Here is a 20,491-nt window from a genome sequence, read left to right on the forward strand (position 1 = left end):
ATGCGTCGCCCGGGCCGTGCGCTCGTCGGCGCCGTCCTGATCACCTTGGCCGCGTCGGGGGTCGCGGCCGGCTCGACGTCGGGTGCGGGCGACGCCGCTGCCGCCCCCAGGGTCTGCCCGAAGCTCGACGCCGGTCTGGCGTGGTACGGCACCAATCGTGAACGGCTGCAAGCGATCATCGACGCCAACAGCCCGTGCGCGGGTACCTGGAAGGGCAAGCGCGCGCCGGTCGCGCTCTTCGACTGGGACAACACGGTGGTCAAGAACGACATCGGATACGGCACCAACTATTGGATGCTGCGCCACGACAAGGTCCTGCAGCCGCCCAACGCCGACTGGAAGGCCGCTCACCGATACATGACGACAGCCGCAGCGAACGCTCTGCGCAAGGCGTGCGGAACGTCGACGCCGCCCGGACTGCCGCTGCCGACGTCGTCGAACAAGGCGTGCGCCGACGAGATCCTCGCCGTCCTCGACGACGAGACATCAAGCGGCGCAAAGGCATTCGCGGGCTATGTCGCCCGACGCACACTCGGCGACTACGAGTTCAGCGGTGCTCTCGCCGCCGGGCACACCGCCGCCGAGCTGACGGGGTTCGCCGCCGCGGCCAAGGTGCACAACCTGCGCGCCCCGATCGGTGCGCAGGACACCGTCGGATCACGCCGGGTCGACGGCTACATCCGGGTGTACCCGCAGATCAAGAACCTCATCGCAGTGCTCAAGGGCAACGGCATCGTGCCGTGGGTGGTCTCGGCGTCGCCGGAGCCGATCGTCACCGTGTGGGCGCCCGAGGTGGGTATCGACGCCGCACACACCGTCGGAGTCCGCTACGAGACGCTCCTCGGCCGGCTGACCGCCCGGCCGCAGGCGTGCGGCGGCGCGTCGAACGCGATCACCTACGTCGACGGCAAACGCTGCTGGGCCAATCAAGCGATCTTCGGGATCACCGGACCGGCGGCGTGGCGGCAGGCTCCGGCCGACGTCCGGCAGATCCTCGCCGCGGGCGACTCGACCACCGACGTCACCTTCGTCTCCGACGCCACCAAGGGACACCTGGTCATCAATCGCAACAAGACGGAGTTGATGTGCCGCGCCTACGACAATCGGGACGGCAACTGGGTGATCAATCCGATGTTCATCGACCCGGAGAAGCAACAGACGACCCGGTATCCGTGTTCGACGTCGGGCTACACCGCGTCCAACGGCGCCCAGTTGCCGCTGCGCCGTGCTGATGGCTCGATCGTGCCGGATCAGGTAGACAGCGTGCACGGCTGATCCGACCCTCGGAGCACCTCCCCGTTCCAGCCGGCGGACTTACTACAGTTGGCTCCGTGACCGACGAGAGTCTGCGCGCAGCCACCCGCTTTTGGCGTGCGTTGCGCTCTCCCGGCGTCGAGACGACTCGATATCGGTTCTTTCTGCATCAGATCTCGATCATCGAGCCGCGCGCGCTGCGAGTGATCAGTCGCGTCGTCGGCTGGGTGTGCATTCTCATCGGTCTCGGGGCACCGGTGCTGTTGTTGTATCCGCGGATCGGTGTGTGGCGCGAGGCCGTCCTGGTCGGGGTGGTCGCAATCGGTTGCGTCGTGTGGGGAGCCATCTGGATCCGCTACGGGTGGCCGACCCTGCGCTGGGCATACCTGTTCGTCGTGATGGGCGACGCCGCCGACGTCGTCATCATGCCGGTGGTTCCGTTTCCGCTGGCGCGATTCGGCGTGATCGCGGTGCTCACCGTCGTCGGCCTGTTCACCGGCGGCATCCTCGGCTGGCGCGTGTTGCTTGCGCAATGCGTCTTCTGCACGGGGTGGCTGGGTGTCGTGGTGTGGTGGACGGTCGCGCTCGACGCCGAGCCGCTCCTGGTGGTCGCCGTGTACAGCGTGCCGGTCTTCTTCGTCACCGTAGTCTCGCCGGCAATCGTGCAGTTCGCGGTGGAGTTGACGCTGCGGGGTTTGCGCAGCGCCACGGTCGGCTCGACGCGTGACGCCCTCACCGGCGCCGTCAACCGTCGCGGATGGGAGGCATCGGCGCAGCAGTTCCTGGCGAGTCTGCCGCCGACCGGCGTCGTCGCACTGATCATCGTCGATCTCGACGGGTTCAAGAAGCTCAACGACGAAGCAGGTCATCTGGTCGGTGACCAGGCACTGCGCCGGACCGTCGACAGTCTCGCGGCGGTGCAGCCGGGGGCGCCGGTGGGACGCTTCGGCGGCGACGAATTCGCGGCCCTGTATCACCTGCCCGCTACCGCGGACGCCGCCGACGTCGGCCATCGTGTCAGCAGACTCATCGCGATGTGCTCGTCCCCGTCGGTCACCGCCAGCGTCGGGGTCGCCTACTCGCCGGTCGACGCCGGGCCGCTCGACCTCGAGCAGATGCACGCGTGCGCCGACGCCGCGATGTACCGGGTCAAACGGTCCGGCGGCGACGGCGCGGCGGTGGCGTGACGGCTCGGCCGTATCCTCCGATCGGAGTAACCTGCCGAGATGCGCGGCGCCGGCACGAATGGGCTGCGACGATGTGGTGATGCTGAAGAAGGTCATCGTCATGGCGGGTGTCGCGCTGGCGAGCTCGCTGCTCGCTCCGACTGCTCAGGCGAGCACTCCCAATCCCGGGGATGCCTGCACCAGTCCAGGAACGGTGACCTCGCCGACGTACGGTGCGTTGACCTGCGACATGCAGGCTCAGACGTGGATCAGCGGCAGTCTCAGCGGCGGCCGGGTCACCGTCGGCGGGCCGTGCGGACTCGCTGGCGACGTTCGTCTCGCCCACGGCGAAGACCTAGCCCGGTGCGTGAACGGTACCTGGCAGACAAGGTGATCTCCGTGCGGGATTTGGCGATCTTCGGCGTGTTGCGTCCGACCTGTCCGCCACCGCGTCGACACTTGGGTACTTTTGACAGATGCTAGATGACGAGCCCGAGTGGGGTGACTTCGAGTTCGAACGCAAATTCGTGCTCGCGGGTGTCCCGGCGTCGGCCGTTCAGGATCCGACGCCCGCGCTGATCGTCCAGGCCTATGTGTTCGCCGCCGACGGCTATGCCGTGCGGGTGCGCGTCCAAGCGCCGGCGGCCGCGCTCTCCGACGCGGCCCTGAGTCCCGCCGAACTCGATCCGGCTGCGCTGATCGACGGTATCGGCGACGCGGCCGACCTCGCGACCATGGGCGCGAAGGGGCCGGCGGCGGGCGGCACCCGCTACGAGGCGGAACGCGAGATCGACCTGCTGGTGGCCGGTCAGATCATCCGGCGCAGCGACCATGTCGTCGCCAAGCGGCGCTATTCGCTCTGGCTCGGCGACGACGGCTGGGTGATCGACGAATTCCTCGGTTCCGACGCACCGCTGGTCATCGCCGAGGTGGAGCGCAGTGGACCGGTCACCGACCTCGTCATCCCCGACTTCTGCATCACCGAAGTCTCCGACGATCCGCGCTTCGCCAACGAATCGCTCGCCTATACACCGTATTGCGGCTGGCAACAGCAGTTCGAACGGGAACTCGACATCGAGGGACCGCACTTCCTGCAGGGACTGGGGCGCAACCGGATGGGCCAGTCCGGCCCAACGTCGGTGTGGAATCCGGAGTAGGAGACTCACGCGTCGTCGGGTCGTAGCCGAAACGCGGCACCATGAGCCAGCGGTGTGATCGCGCGGAAGTCTCGCCGATCCAGTGTGAGGATGTCGACTGTCGCAAAGGATTCGGCTAGCGCGACGTTGATCGCGTCGGTGAGGTCCGGTTCGAGCGCGGCATAGGCACGCTGAACGCGGCGCGCGGTTCGCAACAAGTTTGCTGACACTCTTGGGATGGTGAAGCGATCGGTTTCTTCCTGAGCTAGCAGCCAGTCATTGATGGACTCGGCGACTCGGCGACTCGAGTTTCGGGTAACCACGTGTTCGAGCTCGAGGAGCACCAGGGGCGAGATGACGGTGAGTGACGCGGACTGCAACGCGGTCCGAGCGCCGAGGTGATCCGGCTCCGCCACATTGAGCGCGGCGATCAGGCCGGAGGTATCGCCAATCAGAATCATTCGTCGGCGGCGCGGGTGTTGACGCGCTCAGCCACCGTTTCGTGGATGTCTTGCGCGGACAGCGGTCTGCCCAGATCGATCACCGGGATGTCGAGGTCGGTGTCCCAGCGGCGTGAGCGGAGAGCGACGAGATGAAATGCTTCTCTGAATATTTCCGATTCAGGTCGCCCTTCGCGCCGGGCTGCGGCCTTGACCAGTTCCAGGTCCTTCTCGTCGACCATCACCGTTGTCTTCTTCAATGCCATACGGGTTATGGTACCTGTGCCATAACCCGTGGCGCTCCGAACCACCGTCGCAGCGCGGCCCGCAGCCCCGGCTGATCGTCGCCGACCCAGGCGACGTGCCCGTCGGGCCGCACCAGCATCGCCGTGCCCGAAGCCGGTGTCACGACGGCGTCGACGCGGTCGTCCCATCCGTCGATCGACAACCGCCCGGCGTCGAGCAGCAGCCCCTGCCCGCTGCGCAACCGCTCGAACAGTCGCCGGCCGGCCACCTCGACGTCGCGCAGCCGACGGCCAACCAGGTCGTCGTCGGAGCCGAAGTCGTACCGCACCGAGATCCCGGTGATCTTCTCGATGAGGAATCGGGTGACCTCGTCGAAGTCCATGAGGTCGCTGATCAGGCGTCGCAAGGCCTGCGGTCCCGGCTCGGTGGACATCAACTCCGCCTGGGCGCGGGTGTTGTCGAGGACAGCGGCGGCGACCGGCCGCCGCTCGGCCTGGTAGGTGTCGAGCAGATCGTCGGGCGCCCACCCGTGCACGGCTGCGGCGACCTTCCAGCCGAGGTTGAACGCGTCCTGAACACCGAGATTGAGGCCCTGCCCGCCCATCGGCGGGTGGATGTGCGCGGCATCGCCGGCGAGAAGGATCCGACCCTGCCGATAGCTGTCCGCCAGCCGGGTCGCATCGCCGAACCGCGACGTCCACCGCGGCGAATGCACCCCGAAGTCGGTGCCCGCCACCGCGATCAGGCGCTCCTTGATCTCGTCGAGCGTCGGCGCCGACCGTTCGTCGACGACGTCGGCGGCCGGTACCACCAGCCGGTACGCGCCCGTCCCCGACGGCCCGATCCCGAACCGCTTCTGCGTCGCGCGGATCTCCGCGACCCGAGCGGTCAGCTCGGCGTCGGGCATCGTCACCTCGATCTCGGCGATCAACGTGTCCGACGTCGAGGCCTCGCCGGGGAACCCGACGTCGAGCAGTTTGCGGACGGTACTGCGCCCGCCGTCGCACCCGATCAGATACTGCGCGGAAAGTGTTGTGCCGTCGGACAATTCGGCGGTCACCCGCTGCGCACCCGAGTCGACGCCGACGACCCGCACGCCACGTCGTAGCTCGGCGCCGGCCGCGACGGCGTGGTCGGCGAGAATCCGGTCGATTCTCGGTTGCGGGATGCCAAGCACATAGCCGTGCGTCGTATCGAGTGTGTCCGGCGTCGGCTTGGCGATTCCGGCGAAGAACCCGTGCAGCGGATACTTCGTGCCCTGCGCCAGGAACTCGTCGAGCAGCCCCCGCATGTCCATGATCTCGATGCTGCGCACGTGAATGCCGAGCGCCCGGACGAACGGCGTCGGCTCGTCGTCGCGTTCGACGATCACCACCTCGACGCCGCGTAATCGCAGTTCGCCGGCCAGCATCAATCCGGTCGGGCCGGCGCCGACGACGATCACTTCTGCCATGTTTCCTCACTTCGCCGGTCGGTCGTTCGCCGGCCCGCAGCAGTCGAGTCTGCACCATGGTCGGGGCCTTGTGGCAAGCCCCCGGCCACGCGTTATGGTGAAGGGGGAGGGGGTTTCCCGGCAAACGTAAAAGGAGTCGTTGCGTGCCCACACCCGCGAATCAGCGTGAGGTTTCGTTTGCCGTCGACGGCGACAAGTGCGCAGCGACACTGTATCTGCCCCCGACGCCGGGTACCGCGCGGCCGCCGGTGATCGTGATGGCCCATGGGCTCGGTGCGGTTCGTGCGATGCGGCTGCCCGACTACGCCGAGCGCTTCACCGAGGCCGGCTATGCCTGCCTGGTCTTCGACTATCGGCACTTCGGCGATTCGGAAGGGCAACCGCGCCAACTGCTTTCGTCACGAAAACAACGTGCGGACTGGCTCGCCGCGATCGCCTTCGCGCGGACGCTGCCCGAGGTCGACGCCGATCGGGTCGTCGCCTGGGGAACGTCGTTCGGCGGCGGCAACGCCATCATCACCGCGGCGTCACGCCCGGCTGGACTGGTGGCCGCCATCGCGCAGTGCCCGTTCACCGACGGTGTCGAGTCGACGCTGGTGCTCAACCCCGTCACGTCGCTGAAGGTGACGCTGGCCGGGCTGCGCGACGTCGTCGGGACGATGTTCGGTCGTCCGCCGCATATGATCACCACGGCCGGACCGGCGCACTCCACCGCGCTGATGACCGCGTCCGACGCCGAGCCCGGCTACCTAGCCCTGGTCCCGCCCGGCGTCGAGTTCGTGAATCAGGTCGCCGCGCGCGTCGTCTTCGACATCCTGCGCTACCGGCCGGGACGTCGAACCGGCGAGATCGACGTCCCGATCCTGTTCGCGGTCTGCCAGACCGACTCTGTCGCACCGGCCGGGCCGACGCTCAAGTACGCCCACCGAGCGCCGCACGGCGAGATCTGTACCTATGTCGAAGGGCATTTCGAGATCTACCTCGGCGACGCCTTCGAGCGCGCCGTCGCCGACCAGGTGGACTTCCTGGATCGGCACGTCCCGATCGCGGATTAGGGCCAAGGCCGTTCAGTTCGCGACTATCAGGATATGGTGTGTCGCGGCTAATGGTATCGATATCTTGCGCGCATCCTGCGTCGCCGCATCCTAGTGGTTGAGCGAGGCGAAGCCGAGTCGAAACCATTGTGGCGTTGCGGGTTTCGTCATTTGTCCGGCCGGTGGGGTTCGACGCGCTCCGCTCGCTCAACCGGCAGGGGGACGCAACGGTCATACAACTCTTTAAGTGCGACACCCTACTGGTGGCGGTGTCGCCTCCAGAACGTGCGATGTCGGCGGCTCCGGCCGCGGCGGTTCGTTGTGACTGGTGGGGTCGACGGTGTCGTCGGGTCTCATGCCGTCCGGCCGGATCCGTTCGCTGATGCGAATCAGAGGTGTTGAAACTGTGGTGGGCGTCGCCGGGCTGATGTGCGGTCGGGGTTGAGTGGAAACTGCCCTGTTCAGCGGCGGCCGGGGTGGTTGGTTGGCGTGGTGTGCGTCGGCTCGGAGAAAATCGTCCGAATAGTGGGTCGCCGAGGGCATCTTGCCCTTGCTGACCAGCAGTTTTCCTGTTTTTCCGGCCTGCCGGGCTCGATGAGTAGTCGCTGTGATCGGGGACTGCGTGTTCAGGAGCGGCGGAGTGCATGTTCCCCGGGCGTCGGTGACGGGGCAGTGCAATCGGCCACCTGGGTTGCGGCGTCACAGGTTTCGGCGGCGACGGCCTACTACTGGATCGTCGCGGCTAATGGTATTGATATTTTGCGCGCACCCTGTTTCGCCGCATCCTGTTGGTTGAGCGAGGCGAAGCCGAGTCGAAACCACTGTGACGCTGCGGGTTTCGCCATTGCCCGGCGGATGGGGTTTAGACTCGCTCCGCTCGCTCAACCGGCAGAGGAGCACAACCGTCATACAACTCTTAATTGGATTGGTACGGGTTCCTCTGATCCGGGATCAACCAGCTCAGCCGACCATACACCCGCACTAGTAACGGCGACACACCATTAGGGCTGGTCAGGGCTTCAGCAGCACCTTGCCCACTCGGCCCGGACGCGCGCTCGCCGCAGCCGCGGCGGCGAAGTCGGCGAACGAGTGCACCGAGTCGACGGGCAGCTTCAGCGAGCCGTCGATCGCCGCGGTGAACACCTCGCCCATCAGTTCGGCCGACTTCTCCGGCGCCATCTGCTCGCCGACCTTCTTGGCCCAGAAGCCCTTCACGGTGAGCTGGCGGAAGATCAGCGGTCCCGACGGCAGGATCATGTTCGGCGACCCCATCGCACCGAACACCACGAGGGTGCCGTCGTCGGCGAGCAGGGTGGCGATGTCGCCGCTGGCCTCGCCGCCGATCGAGTCGATGGCCGCGCGGAAGCCACGCTCGCCCCCAAGTTCGCGTGCCTGCGCCCGCCACCCGTCCGAGTCGGTCGCGACGATATTTGAAATACCTTGTGCGGCAAGCTGATCCACTGACTCTTGGCGGCGCACCAGGCCGACGACGGTGATGCCGCGCGACGGCGCCAGCTGAGCCAGGATGGTACCGACGGCTCCGTTGGCGGTGTTCTGCACGATTGCGTCACCGTCGCCGACGCCGAGGTAGTCGAGCAGCGACACCGCGCTGTAGGGCATCGCGACGAGTTGGGCCGCGGTCTCGTCGTCGATGTCGTCGGGTACGGGGATGAGTGCTTTAGCGGGGGAGGTGAAGTACTCGGCCCAGGTACCGAAGGCCGCGCGCGTGACGACGCGCTGTCCCACCGACACCGTGCCGACGCCGTCGCCCACGGCGTCGACCACGCCGACCGCTTCGGTTCCGGCGCCCGCGGGCAGGCCGGGCTTGAAGCCGTATTCGCCGCGGACCGTCCACAGATCGTGGTTGTGAATGGGCGCCAGGACGGTCCGGATGCGCACTTTGCCGGGGGCGGGCTCCGGCGTCGCGACCTCTTCGACGCCCAGGACCGTCGCCGGATCGCCGAAACCGTGTTGAATCAGTGCCTGCATCGAATGTCTCCTTGTCGTTTTGGGTTCTCGGTCGGTTGGGTTCCCGGCCGTTGGGATGGGATCTCGGTCGGTTGGGATCTCTACTGTGCCTGCAGTCCGACGAACATCGTTTCGTGCAGGCAGTGCACGTGGTCGTGGGTCACACGTACCGCGGCGGCTGCATCGCGGTCGCGCAGCGCGTTCACCAATGATCGGTGTTCCCGATTCGATCCGCGCAGGTATTCGAGTGGATACGGCAGGTAGAACCGGTACAGGTCGTGAAGAACGGGCCGCAGCTGATCGACGGCGCCCGCGATACCGGTGGTCCGCGCCACCGCGAGGTGAAACTCCTCGTCGGCGAGATGGAAATCGGCCCACGTCGAGGCGGTATCCATCCGGTCGACGAGCCGCTCAACGACGTGCAGGTCGACTTCGGCCGGCGTCCGCGCCGCCAATGCGACGATCCCGGTCTCGATGACGAGTCGACGATCGATCAGCTGATGCACCTCGTCGGCGGCGTCGGCGTACGTCGAGATCTCGGCGACCGCGCCGCGGATCGGCTGCGACGCCACGTACGTTCCGCCGTCGCGGCCGCGGCGTCGAGTGAGCACACCGTCGTCGGTGAGCGAGACCAGCCCGCGGCGCACGGTGATCTCGCTGACGTCGAGGGCGGCGGCGACGGACTTGGTGTCGGGCAGCCGCTCGTCGGGTTTGAGCAGTCCGAGATCGACGGCCATCGCGATGCGGACGCGCACGGTATCGAGTGCGCTGAGCCGACGCGCTCCGGAGAGCAGCGGCGACGACAATCGGTCGACGGTCACCGATGTAGCTTATCGGCGGAAAACTGTTCAAAATGATCAGTATTGATCTACTGTGACGATCATGAGCAGGCAATGGCGCATCGCATTGGTACAGGCCCGCCCGGCGTCGGGCGACGACCCGGTGGCCGAACTGGCCGCCGACGTCGGAGCGATCATGACCGCGCGTCCCGACACGCAGATGATCGTCTTCCCGGAAATCCATCTGCACGGCGGCGTCGACGCCGCCGCCGATCCCACCGCCTATCTCGAGGCGATCGCCGAGCCGCTCGACGGTCCGTTGGTTCGGGCGCTCGGCTCGGTTGCCGCCGAGCACGACGTCTGGCTGGTCCCCGGATCGGTCACCGAACGCGACGGTGACCGCATCTTCAACACGGCCGTCGTCTTCGACCCGACGGGCGAGATGGTGGCGTCGTATCGCAAGGTGTTTCCGTGGCGCCCGCACGAGCCCTGGGCGTCGGGCTCGAGTTTCGTCACCTTCGACGTCCCAGACGTCGGGCGGATGGGCGTCAACATCTGCTACGACAGTTGGTTCCCCGAGACGACGAGGCAGATCGCGTGGATGGGAGCGGAGGCGGTGCTGAACGTCGTCAAGACCACCACGCCCGACCGTGAGCAGGAACTCGTGCTGGCCCGTGCCAACGCCATCATCAACCAGGTCTACTACCTCAGTGTCAATGCCGCCGGGCCGCTCGGACGCGGGCAGAGCATCTACGCGGGACCCGAGGGGGAGGTGCTGGCGCAGGTCGCACATGCCGAACCCGAGACCACGTACCTCACCCTCGACTTCGACCGCGTCGCCGACGTCCGCGCCAACGGAACCGCCGGGCTCAACCGGATGTGGGAGCAACTGCGACCCGACGACGATCCGATCGACCTGCCCGCCTACGGCGGCTCGATGAGCGAAGACAACTGGCACCCGGCGAGCCCGGCGACAACCCCGGCGACGACAGCGCGGGAAGAGTGATGAGCGAACAGACCCAGGCCGGCCAGGCCCATCATCAGGGGACGTCGGAGCATCTCAAAGCCACTCTCGGGCTTGGCGGGGTCAGCTGTTCGGACTCGCCTACATGACGCCGATCATCGTGCTCGGCATCTTCGGCGTGATCGCCGAAGCGTCGAGCGGGGCCAGCGCGGGCGCATACCTGCTGGCCACGGTCGCGATGCTGTTCACCGCGGCCAGCTACGCGAAGATGTCGGTGCACTTTCCGGTGGCGGGGTCGTCGTACACCTATGTTCGCAAGGCTCTCGACTCACGGCTCGGCTTCCTCGTCGGCTGGACGATTCTGCTCGACTACCTGTTCCTCCCGCTGGTGATCTGGCTGATCGGCGCCGCCTATCTGACCCATCAGTTCCCGGCGGTGCCGACCTGGGTGTGGATCGTCGCGTTCATCGTGGTCACCACGGCGCTCAACATCATCGGGCTCAAGGTCGCCGACAAGGCCAACTTCGTGCTGATGGCCATGCAGTTCCTGGTGCTGACGCTGTTCGTCGTGTTCTCGGTGACGTTCATGGTGTCGCACCACGGTGGATCGTCGTTGGCGTCGATGAACCCGTTCGTCGGGACCGGCGGATTCTCCGCGATCGCCTCGGGCGCAGCGATTGCCGCTTATTCGTTCCTCGGATTCGACGCCGTGAGCACCCTGACCGAGGACACCAAAGACCCCAAACGCAACATCCCGCGTGCGATCATGCTGGTCTCGCTGATCGGCGGCGGCGTATTCGTGGTGGTGGCCTACGCGTTGACGCTCGTGCAGCCGGGGTCGTCGTTCGAGAACTCCGACTCGCTGGCCGCCGACACCGCCAAGACGATCGGCGGATCACTGTTCGCGGCGCTGTTCATCGCGGGACTGATCGTCGGGCAGTTCGCGTCCGGACTCGCTGCGCAGGCGAGTGTGTCGCGGCTGCTGTACGCGATGGGCCGCGACGGCGTGCTGCCCAAGGGCTTCTTCGGGCGACTGTCGGCCCGGTTCATGACACCGGTGTTCAACATCGTGCTGTGCGGTGTGATCGGTTTCGGAGCACTCTTCCTCGATGTCGCGACGTCGACGTCGTTCATCAACTTCGGGGCGTTCGTCGCATTCACGCTGGTCAACGTGTCGGTGATCGGCTACTTCATGCGGCACCGCGATGAGCGGCTCAATCCGGTGCGCTACGTAGTGCTGCCGGCGATCGGCGCGGTGGTCGACGTGTACCTGCTCACCAAACTGGGCAGCGCGGCATTGACGCTGGGTTCCATCTGGCTGTCCATCGGCATCGTCTACCTGCTCGTTCTGACCCGCGGCCTGCGAGTGTCGCCGCCGGAGATGACGATCGAGGAGTAGGGGTCGGGCATGCACGGTCGCCCCGCTGGTGAGCCTTCCCGCTCGCCGAGAAGTAGAGGGGCCGGTGACCCGAAAGCTCAACTGGGGAAAAGGTTTTCGGGACGCAACCCTCCCGCTCCCCGAGTGCCGAAGCGAGGCACGTGTGACCGTGGGCGAAACTCATCCTCCCGCTCCCCGAGTGCCGAAGCGAGGCACGTGTGACCGTGGGCGAAACTCATCCTCCCGCTCCCCGAGTGCCGAAGCGAGGAACGAGCTTCGGTGTAACGAGGGGCCGGCGAGCCGAAAACCCAACTGGGGAACAGGATTTCGGTCACGTAAACCGTTTCGCGTCGGGCTCACCTGCTCGACGGCGTCGGTTCCGAAATGGCCGGACCGGCAAAGCGGGCGGTGGGTCGAGTCGGGTTGCCCGACCCACGGTTTTCGACGACGCGCAGCTGAAGACGTAGATCCGACTCGGCGGACCAGATCCGACACTCCCGGGGTGTCGGATCTGAGCCCAGGAGTCGAATCTGCCGGCGACGCCACAGCGGTGGACCGCCCAGCCGAGCGCAACCGCATAGCTGGGAACTCGTCACGTACTGACGCATCCAATTCCGCGACCCGAATCCCACCAACCCCACCCGTGACAACGAATCGTTACGCAGGACGACACCCCGCAGCCCTGCTACACCAGACGCCGCGCAACGCGCTCGACAACCATCGCCGCGATTGCGAAGTCCCGGCAGCTGCAACGGACCGCCTGTGCCGCCCGACAACCGGTCAGTCGTCGCAGATGTTCCGCGCGACATCGCCGGCGATCGCGAGTGCCCGGTAGGCGAGTACTCCGTGGCAGGGGCCGACGTTCGATGCGACCAGGGAATATCGTGGCATCTCGCCGACCTGGACGCAGCCCAGGCCACTGCCGTACGACTCGGGAGCTCCCCAGTTGTGCCACACGATCCGTGAGATCGCGTTTGCGCACGACCCCATCGTGATCGCGTCTGGTTGTGTCGAGCCGTAACCACGCGACGTCGACCCCATCGCATCCGCCGATCCGAGCACGATGGACGTATTCATCGGCGGACCCACCTCGACGGCCGACTCGTCGGCGATCACCGAACCGTTCTGGGTCAACTGAAATCCGCGGGAGCCGATGACGTAGCGGGCGTTGTCCGCGGAGTTGACTGCGACGTATCCAGCGGCATCGCGCTCGACTTCGTAGAGGTCGATAGTGGCGCCATCGGATATCCGGTAGCCGCGGTAGTACAGCCGGTTGGTTTCACTTTGACACACCACCAGAGCGGACTTCGACGTGCGCATGTACACCATGGCATCGTCTGTTCCCAAACACCTCGCGCCGCCGCCGAACACGACGAATCCGTGCGCGTCGGCGTCGGAGCCAGAAGCCGTGGTGGTGACAGTGACCACGGATCGCGACGACGTCGGCTGACCCTCCAGATTCGAGCAGCCGACCGCCACCATCGCCATTGCCAGACCGATCGCTGCGACCGTCACCCGACGTCGGGTTCGGACGAGTGGCGACGGAGTGTGCATGCTTGGAGTCCAATCGCTCGGTGTTGCGGATCGATCGACTATCGCATGTCGCAGACCGGCCGATTCCGCTTCGACGACCGGTTCTCCCGTTCGACCCACAGCGCACACCCAGTAACCGAACCGGCGAACCGTAGTATCTTCAACCGCGTGAATCTCTTTCAGCGTGTACTGCGGGCAGCGAACAAGGTCGTCACTCCTCTGTTGCACGCGCCGGTCGTCGGTGGCCAACTGTCGAGGTCGATGGCGATCATCACCTACACCGGCAGGCGGTCCGGCAAGACGTTCAGCACGCCGGTCAACTACCTCGCCAAGGGCGACGACACGCTGGTCATCGGTGTGATGATGTCCGAACGCAAGAACTGGTGGCGCAACTTCGACCCGGGGCCGGCGCCCATCACCGTGACCATCGGCGGCATCGATCGCACCGGAACCGGCGTCGTCAAGCGTGGCCACGACGGTGTCGTTCGGGTAAAGGTCACCTTCGACGCCCCGACGTGAGGTCTCGACTCGCGTTCATCCGCCGACGCTATGAGGAATTCTCCGGCGACTTCCGCTGGTCGGACGCTGTCACCCTCGACGACGTCCCGCGTCTGACTCGAGCCATCGTCGCGGCGTCGGCGCCGTTGATCGTCGCCTCGACGCTGGGACTGGCCGGTGCCGGCACGGCCGCGTTCATCGGGGTGTTCGCGGTCGTCTACGGCGAGGCGACCCCGACGGCGCGGCTGCGCACCGTACTCGTCTACGGCTCGGTCTTGTTCTTGACCACCCTGCTCGGCTTGGCGGTCGGCGTCTTGAGCGCCGACCGCGGGTACGCGGTGGCGAGCATCATTTTCGTCATCACGATGAGTGTGCTGGCCGGGATGTCGGCGTTCGTCGTGAAGGTGGTGCAGTCGGCACCGCCGGGTTCCTTCCTGATCCTGTTGTCGTTCGAGTTGGTGGTCGCCCTGGTCCAACACTCGGTCGCGCCGTGGCGATTGCTGGTCGGCGGCGCCGCCGGGTGCGTGTCCGCGGTGATCGCGGTACTGCTGGTCGACGCCGTGTTCGCTCGGATCCCGCGATTCGACGTCGCACCGCCACTGCACGATTTCGCCGCCCGGACCCACCATGCGGTCAGCACCACTCGACGTCGGACCGCACTGGTCTGGCGGGCCGCGACCGGCGCCGGAGCTCGGGCCAAACTCGCGCGCCACGTCGGTGCTCAGCTCTTCGTCGCCGCGCTCATCGCGGGGACCGCAGCAGCGCTCGTCGGATTGCCGCGGCCCGACTGGGCCGTGATGTCGGCGGCGATGATCCTGCACCAGGGACCCGCCCGCGGGGTGGGGACGGTACGCGGGATCCATCGCTTCGCCGGCACCGTCGTCGGATGTCTGGCCTTCGCGGTCATCGGCTGGGCACATCTGCCGTGGGCCGCGATACTCGTCCTGGTTTCGCTGGGGTTCGCGTTCGGCGACCTCTTTCTCGGCCGCCACTACGGGATGGCGATGCTGTTCCTCACACCGACGATCATCGTCATCGGGTCCCAGGGCGTCCCGGCCGACGTCGCGTCGGCCGCACTCACCAGACTCGCGGAGACGACGATCGGAGTGGTGGTTGCGCTGGCGGCACTGCGGTGGCGGTGGCCGCCGCACCTGCAGCGGTAGTCAGGGGCGTCGCGCCGTCAGATGTCGGTACTCATCGAGCCGCTCGGCGACCACCATCGTGGGGAGGACGAATTCGAGCTGCGCGCGGATGAACTCTTCGACGCTGTACAGAGCGGCGAAATGCCAGTGCTTCAACGCCCATGAATGGGCGAGCATCAGCAGATTGAACACCGTCAGATCGGGGTCGTGCGGAGTCAGCACACCCGCCGCGACACCGGCTTCGACGGCGGCCCGTAGCGGCGCCGACGTTTCCACCTCCAACTCCTTGATGCGCTCGCGTCCGTCGGCGTCGAGGGTGCGGCTCTCCCGGTAGGTCAGCACCACCGCGTCGCGATTGTCGTCGATGATCTGTATGTACCGCCGGAAACCCGCCGCCACCTGTTCGACGGGATCGTCGGGCGCTTGCGCCATCGCCGGCGCGAGTTGGTCGCGGAACTTTTCCAGAATGTCGACGATGGTGGCCAGCAGCACGTCCTCTTTGCCGCCGAAGTACTTGTAGATCAGCCCGACGCTGACGTCGGCCTCGTCGGCCAGCGCTTGCATCGACATCGCGTGAAAACCGGTGCGCTGCATGACTTTCACCGCGGCGTCGAGAACCTGACGTCGGCGCGAGTTGGTGCGCACCGCGCGCACGGCCGCTTCGAGCTCGGTCGTCGCCGCGTTGTTGGCCATCGCGCCATCCTTTCCCGCAGACCTACAGGCCGAGGTCCTTGGCGATGATCGTCTTCATGATCTCGGTGGTGCCACCGTATATCGTCTGAATCCGAGCATCGACGAACGCCCTCGACACCGGGTATTCCCGCATATAACCGTAGCCGCCGTGTAATTGCAGGCAGCGATCGGCGACGCGTACCTGCAGTTCGGTCGTCCACCACTTCAGTCGTGCCGCCCGCGCCGCAGACAACCCGCCGGACAGGTGTGCGGCCAGACAGTCGTCGACGTAGGTACGGGCGATGTCGAGTTCGGTGGACAACTCGGCGAGCACGAACTGCGTGTTCTGGAAGCTCCCGATCGGTTGGCCGAAGGCCTTGCGCTCGTTCACATATGCCAGTGTCCGGGCGAACACTCCTTCGGCCGCCCCGACCGCGCCGAGCGACAGCGACAACCGCTCCTGGGGCAGGTTGCGCACCAGCTGGTAGAAGCCCTCGCCCTCCTCGCCGAGTCGATCGGCCACCGGCACCACGACGTCGGTGAACGTCAGCTCGCTGGTGTCCTGGCCGTGCAACCCGATCTTGTCGAGGTTGCGTCCCCGCTCGAAACCGGGGGCACCGCCGTCGACCACCAACAGGGTCAGCCCACCGTGTCGATCCGACGACGTGCGGGCGGCGACGACGAAGAGATTCCCGTTGCGCCCGTTGGAGATAAAGGTCTTCGAACCGTTGAGCACGTAGTGATCGCCGTCGCGGCGGGCGGTGGTCCGGATGCCCGACAGGTCGCTGCCGGTACCGGGCTCGGTCATGGCGATGGCCAGGACGGTGTCGCCGGTGACCACGCCGGGCAGCCACCTGGCCTTCTGCTCGTCGGTGGTCAGTTCGGTGAGGTAGGGCAGCACCACGTCGTTTTGCAAGGCGAAGCCGATGCCGGCGGCCGCAGCACCGGCGCGGTTGACCTCGGTCGCGACGATCGCGTTGTACCGGAAGTCGTCGACGCCGGCACCACCGAATTCTTCGGCGACCTCGAACGCCAACAGCCCCTGCGCTCCGGCGTCGACGAACAGCGCGCGATCCAGACATCCCGCCCGTTCCCACTGGTCATGGAATGGCACGATCCGCTCGTCGACGAACCCGCGGACCATGTCGCGGAACTGATCGTGCTCGGTGTCGTAGCTGATCATCGGTGAAATCCCTTTCAGCGGAATGCGTTCTGGCCGGTGAAGGCTTGGCCGAGGACGAGCTGGTGCATCTCCGGGGTGCCTTCGTAGGTGAGCACCGACTCGAGGTTGAGCATGTGCCGGATGACCGGAAACTCGAGCGAGATTCCGTTGGCGCCCAGCATGTTTCGTGCCGTCCGGCAGATGTCGACGGCTACCCGGGTGTTGTTCAGCTTGGCGAAGCTCACTTGTTCCGGTGCGAGGCCGACCTTGTCTTTGAGCCGGCCCAGGTGCAGCGACAGCAATTGCCCCTTGTGCAGTTCGAGCGCCATGTCGGCGAGTTTGGTCTGCGTGATCTGGAAGCCGCCCAACGGTTTTCCGAACTGCTCACGGTCCTTGGCGTACTGCAGCGCGGCCTGCCAGGCCGACCGTGCGGCGCCCATCGCTCCCCAGAAGATTCCGTATCGTGCCTCGGCCAGACTCTCCAGCGGTGCCCGCAGACTCGTCGCGCCCGGCAGCATGGTGTCGGCAGGCAACCGCACGTCGTCGAAGACGAGTTCGCTGGTCACCGACGCCCGCAGGGACATCTTGTGTTCGATGGTGTGCGCGTGCAAACCCGGTGTGTCCGTGGGCACGATGAAGCCGCGGATACCCCGGCTGCCGTCGGCGAGATCGGCGCGCGCCCACACCACCGCGACATCGGCGATCGACCCGTTGGTGATCCACATCTTGGCGCCGTTGAGGATCCAGTCGTCGCCGTCGCGGCGGGCGCGGGTGGTCATCGACGCCGGGTCGGAACCCGCATCGGGTTCGGTCAGTCCGAAACACCCGATCGTCTCCCCGGCCGCCATCGACGGCAGCCAATGTTGTTTCTGTTCCTCGGAGCCGTTGTTGTAGATGGAGAACATGGCCAGCGAACCCTGCACGGAGACGAGCGACCGGATGCCGGAATCGCAGGCTTCCAGTTCCAGACATGCCAGCCCGTAGTGGACGGCCGACGCTCCGCTGCACCCGTAACCGTCCAGGTGCATGCCCAGCACGCCGAGTCTGCCGAATTCCCTTGCCAATTCGCGAGCCACGGGCAGCTCGCCCGCCTCGAACCACCGGCCGATGTGCGGTGTGATGTGTTCGGCGCAGAAGCCGCGGACACTGTCGCGCACGGCCAGTTCGTCATCGGAGTAGAGAGCGTCCAAGGACAGCGGGTCCGCGGCGTCGAACGTCGGTCGGGCGGTGTGGTTTGCGGTCATGGCACATCCTTTGCGGTTGCGGCGGTGAACAGCCCGGCGTCGATGTCGGTGCGAGCTTGCTCAGTTGCCTTGTAGTGCAGCTTCTTTCCCGTCGCCGACACGGGCAGAGCGTCGACGAACCGGTATGCGCGGGGCCGCTTGAACCGTGACAGCATCGGGTGGTTGCGGCAGTGTTCGTCGAGATCGCTCGCGGTGAGCGCGGGGTCATCGGTGCGGACGTACGCGACGACCTTCTGTCCCCACTCGGCGTCGGGGACGCCGACGACGAGCGAATCGAGCACTGCCGGATGGCAGTTGAGGGCTTCTTCGATCTGCACCGGGTGCACATTCTCGCCGCCGGAGAGCAGCATGTCGTCTTTGCGGCCGACGATGGTCACGTATTCGTGGGAGTCCCAGGTGGCGAGGTCACCGATGTGCAGCCAGCCGTTGTGGAACTTCGCCTTCTCCTGTGAAGGCGAATTATAGTATGCCCCAGCACCTTTGGGGGATCGGACGATCACTTCGCCGACTTCGGTACCGTCCCGCGCGACGGTCTCGTGAGCGTCGGCGAGCCGGTCGCCGAACACCTTGACCACGGCGACGTCGTCGTCGATGCAGGCGCGTCCGGCGGTACCGGCCATCGCGGGGAGGTCGGTGGGCCGCAGGAAGGTGTTCCAGAATCCCTCGGTGCTCCCGTAGCCGTTGAAGATGTTGGGGTTCAACACTTTCTGGTAGTGCAGTGCGGCCTCGCGCTCCAGCGGCGCGCCCATCGTCACGATGCCGCGCAGCGTGCTCACGTCACGCGGGCGCTCGAGTTGTGCGGTGGCGAGCATGGCGAGATTCGTCGGTGCGCCGATCAGGAAGGTCAGGCCGCGGGACTCGACGAGATCGAGGGTGGCGTCGGCGTCGAAGGTACGCATCGGTACCAGCGATGATCCCAGGTAGAAGGTGGGATTCGGTCCCGCGCAATACAATCCGCCGCGGTGGAACCACGGTGTCATGTTGAGCGTCCGGTCCTCGGGGGACAGCGGGAAGTGCATGATCACGTCATGTGCGCTGAACACCTCGATCATCGAGTTCAGCGGAACGCCTTTGGGCAGGCCGGTGGTGCCCGAGGTGTACAGTCGCGTGGTCTCGTCCCAGACCGTGCGGCCCGCGTCGAGCCGCTCGCCCGACGCCGGGACGGGAAGATCGGCGAAGCGCAGCGCACCGTCGATCGGCTCGCCGTCGCCGACGGCGACGATCACCGCGGGTCGATGCGTACTGAGTTCCAGTGCAGCCGTGACCATTTCGGTCAGTTCGAGGTCGTATACGTAGACCGACGGCCGGTTCGCGTCGAGGATGTGGGCGGTCTCACCCGCGGCGAGGCGGAAGTTCATCGGCGACGCGACGGCGCCGGCCGCCTGCGTCGCCAGGTACAGCGCCGCGAATTCGACGCCGTTGAACAGCTGGTAGGCGACCACATCGCCGTGATCGACGCCGACTGCCGCCAATCCCGCGGCGAGATCATCGACGGCACAACCCAATTCGTCATAGGTCAGGACTGTGTTCGACGCCGGGTCGTCGATCGCGACCCGATCGGCGTAGCGGTGCACATTGCGCCGGAACCCGTTGAGATAGGTGAAGTCGTTCTCGAAGTATGTGCGATACGCGTGGGCGTCGTAGTGATACTCGACGCCGGTGACTGGGGCGGCCATCGTCGTCTCAGCCGGCCATGGTGAGACCGCCGGACACGCTCAGCACCTGGCCGGTGATGAACGACGCCGCGTCGGAGGCGAAGAAGAGGACGGGCGCGGCCACTTCGTCGGGCCGGGCCAGCCGGCGGAACGGAATCGCTTTCACCAGAGCCTCTTTCAGGCTTTCGGATTGCGCGGCGAACAGCGGGGTGTCGGTGGGCCCGGGACACACGCAGTTGGCGGTGATCGAATGGCGGGCCATCTCGCGGGCGATCGACTTGGTCAACGCGATCACTCCGCCTTTGGCGCCCGCGTAGATGGTTTCGCCCGCGCTGCCTACCCGGCCCGCGTCGCTGGCGACGTTGACGATTCGCCCTCCGCCGGCGTCGACCATCGCGGGTAGGAACGCGCTGCACATGTGCACCGGCCCGAGGTAGTTGATCGCCACCACCTTCTCGGCGAACTCGGTTGTGGCGTTGAGGAATTTGTCGGTGCGGTCCCATCCTGCCGCATTGACTACGACGTCGGGGGCACCGAGGGCCGACGTGACCTGGTCGCGCAGCGCATCCACGCGGGTGCGGTCGGCGACGTCGACCGCCATCGGATGGATGTTCTTCGACGCAGAAGCAGTCGCGGTGGCGGCGTCGAGGTCGAGGTCGGCGGCGACGACGGTGTCTCCGCGCGCGGCGAAGCCCAGGGCGATGGCACGTCCGATGCCGGATCCGGCTCCGGTGACGACGGCGATGCTGGTCATGGGAAATCCTTTG

At 66.4% G+C, this 20,491-nt stretch carries 20 protein-coding genes; 9 read left to right on the forward strand and 11 right to left on the reverse strand.

Annotated elements, in window-relative coordinates:
* From HH308_RS09770 to HH308_RS09785, 4 genes are all read left to right on the forward strand, one after another.
* Positions 1 to 1,275 (forward strand): HAD family hydrolase, encoded by a 1,275-nt coding sequence (locus HH308_RS09770; protein ID WP_246284470.1) that lies wholly within the window; start codon positions 1 to 3, stop codon positions 1,273 to 1,275.
* 56 nt (positions 1,276 to 1,331) lie between these two features.
* The gene (locus tag HH308_RS09775) at positions 1,332 to 2,441 is read left to right on the forward strand and encodes a GGDEF domain-containing protein (protein WP_170194004.1); all 1,110 of its coding nucleotides are present in this window, start codon (positions 1,332 to 1,334) and stop codon (positions 2,439 to 2,441) included.
* 79 nt (positions 2,442 to 2,520) lie between these two features.
* Positions 2,521 to 2,814, forward strand: coding sequence for a hypothetical protein (locus HH308_RS09780; RefSeq protein WP_170194005.1), 294 nt, complete (start codon positions 2,521 to 2,523; stop codon positions 2,812 to 2,814).
* Between the two features lie 82 nt (positions 2,815 to 2,896).
* Positions 2,897 to 3,577, forward strand: coding sequence for a CYTH domain-containing protein (locus tag HH308_RS09785; RefSeq protein WP_170194006.1), 681 nt, complete (start codon positions 2,897 to 2,899; stop codon positions 3,575 to 3,577).
* Between the two features lie 5 nt (positions 3,578 to 3,582).
* On the opposite strand, the gene HH308_RS09790 is transcribed toward HH308_RS09785, so the two are convergent.
* From HH308_RS09790 to HH308_RS09800, 3 genes are read right to left on the reverse strand one after another with little or no spacing between them, the layout of a single operon-like run.
* The gene (locus HH308_RS09790) at positions 3,583 to 4,017 is read right to left on the reverse strand and encodes a PIN domain-containing protein (RefSeq protein WP_170194007.1); all 435 of its coding nucleotides are present in this window, start codon (positions 4,015 to 4,017) and stop codon (positions 3,583 to 3,585) included.
* The gene (locus tag HH308_RS09795; RefSeq protein WP_170194008.1) at positions 4,014 to 4,262 is read right to left on the reverse strand and encodes a ribbon-helix-helix protein, CopG family; all 249 of its coding nucleotides are present in this window, start codon (positions 4,260 to 4,262) and stop codon (positions 4,014 to 4,016) included. The genes HH308_RS09790 and HH308_RS09795 overlap by 4 nt, the downstream gene beginning before the upstream one ends.
* A gap of 5 nt (positions 4,263 to 4,267) precedes the next feature.
* A complete protein-coding gene (locus tag HH308_RS09800) occupies positions 4,268 to 5,695 on the reverse strand; it encodes an FAD-dependent monooxygenase (protein ID WP_170194009.1) in 1,428 nt (475 codons plus the stop codon).
* Between the two features lie 143 nt (positions 5,696 to 5,838).
* Between HH308_RS09800 and HH308_RS09805 the strand changes: the two genes are divergently transcribed.
* Positions 5,839 to 6,750: an alpha/beta hydrolase gene (locus HH308_RS09805; RefSeq protein ID WP_170194010.1), complete on the forward strand. Its 912-nt coding sequence runs from the start codon at positions 5,839 to 5,841 to the stop codon at positions 6,748 to 6,750.
* A gap of 990 nt (positions 6,751 to 7,740) precedes the next feature.
* Here the strand turns inward: HH308_RS09805 and HH308_RS09810 are convergent.
* Positions 7,741 to 8,718, reverse strand: a complete 978-nt coding sequence (locus HH308_RS09810) for a zinc-binding dehydrogenase (protein WP_170194011.1) — start codon at positions 8,716 to 8,718, stop codon at positions 7,741 to 7,743.
* 80 nt (positions 8,719 to 8,798) lie between these two features.
* Positions 8,799 to 9,518, reverse strand: coding sequence for a FadR/GntR family transcriptional regulator (locus HH308_RS09815; protein ID WP_170194012.1), 720 nt, complete (start codon positions 9,516 to 9,518; stop codon positions 8,799 to 8,801).
* A gap of 61 nt (positions 9,519 to 9,579) precedes the next feature.
* Between HH308_RS09815 and HH308_RS09820 the strand changes: the two genes are divergently transcribed.
* Entirely contained in the window at positions 9,580 to 10,482 is a 903-nt protein-coding gene (locus HH308_RS09820) for a carbon-nitrogen hydrolase family protein (RefSeq protein WP_170194013.1), read from the forward strand.
* A gap of 103 nt (positions 10,483 to 10,585) precedes the next feature.
* Positions 10,586 to 11,839 (forward strand): APC family permease, encoded by a 1,254-nt coding sequence (locus HH308_RS09825; RefSeq protein WP_170194014.1) that lies wholly within the window; start codon positions 10,586 to 10,588, stop codon positions 11,837 to 11,839.
* 759 nt (positions 11,840 to 12,598) lie between these two features.
* On the opposite strand, the gene HH308_RS09830 is transcribed toward HH308_RS09825, so the two are convergent.
* A complete protein-coding gene (locus tag HH308_RS09830; protein ID WP_170194015.1) occupies positions 12,599 to 13,372 on the reverse strand; it encodes a hypothetical protein in 774 nt (257 codons plus the stop codon).
* A gap of 147 nt (positions 13,373 to 13,519) precedes the next feature.
* On the opposite strand from HH308_RS09830, the gene HH308_RS09835 reads away from it, so the two are divergent.
* Both HH308_RS09835 and HH308_RS09840 read left to right on the forward strand, forming a co-directional pair.
* Positions 13,520 to 13,870 (forward strand): nitroreductase/quinone reductase family protein, encoded by a 351-nt coding sequence (locus tag HH308_RS09835; RefSeq protein ID WP_170194016.1) that lies wholly within the window; start codon positions 13,520 to 13,522, stop codon positions 13,868 to 13,870.
* Entirely contained in the window at positions 13,867 to 15,012 is a 1,146-nt protein-coding gene (locus tag HH308_RS09840; RefSeq protein WP_170194017.1) for an FUSC family protein, read from the forward strand. Before HH308_RS09835 ends, HH308_RS09840 begins: the two co-directional genes overlap by 4 nt.
* Here the strand turns inward: HH308_RS09840 and HH308_RS09845 are convergent, their stop codons facing one another.
* Genes HH308_RS09845 through HH308_RS09865 form a run of 5 tightly spaced genes read right to left on the reverse strand, consistent with a single transcriptional unit; the run spans position 15,013 to position 20,478 of the window.
* Positions 15,013 to 15,684, reverse strand: coding sequence for a TetR/AcrR family transcriptional regulator (locus HH308_RS09845; RefSeq protein ID WP_170194018.1), 672 nt, complete (start codon positions 15,682 to 15,684; stop codon positions 15,013 to 15,015). It abuts the gene before it with no gap.
* 22 nt (positions 15,685 to 15,706) lie between these two features.
* Positions 15,707 to 16,846, reverse strand: coding sequence for an acyl-CoA dehydrogenase family protein (locus HH308_RS09850; protein WP_170194019.1), 1,140 nt, complete (start codon positions 16,844 to 16,846; stop codon positions 15,707 to 15,709).
* Between the two features lie 14 nt (positions 16,847 to 16,860).
* Positions 16,861 to 18,069, reverse strand: a complete 1,209-nt coding sequence (locus HH308_RS09855) for an acyl-CoA dehydrogenase family protein (protein ID WP_170194020.1) — start codon at positions 18,067 to 18,069, stop codon at positions 16,861 to 16,863.
* Entirely contained in the window at positions 18,066 to 19,745 is a 1,680-nt protein-coding gene (locus HH308_RS09860) for a class I adenylate-forming enzyme family protein (protein ID WP_170194021.1), read from the reverse strand. Before HH308_RS09860 ends, HH308_RS09855 begins: the two co-directional genes overlap by 4 nt.
* Positions 19,746 to 19,752: 7 nt before the next feature.
* Positions 19,753 to 20,478 (reverse strand): SDR family NAD(P)-dependent oxidoreductase, encoded by a 726-nt coding sequence (locus HH308_RS09865; RefSeq protein ID WP_170194022.1) that lies wholly within the window; start codon positions 20,476 to 20,478, stop codon positions 19,753 to 19,755.
* Between the last annotated feature and the right edge of the window lie 13 nt (positions 20,479 to 20,491).

Origin of the sequence: Gordonia asplenii (assembly GCF_012933505.1) — a bacterium.
Classification (GTDB): Bacteria; Actinomycetota; Actinomycetes; order Mycobacteriales; family Mycobacteriaceae; genus Gordonia; species Gordonia asplenii.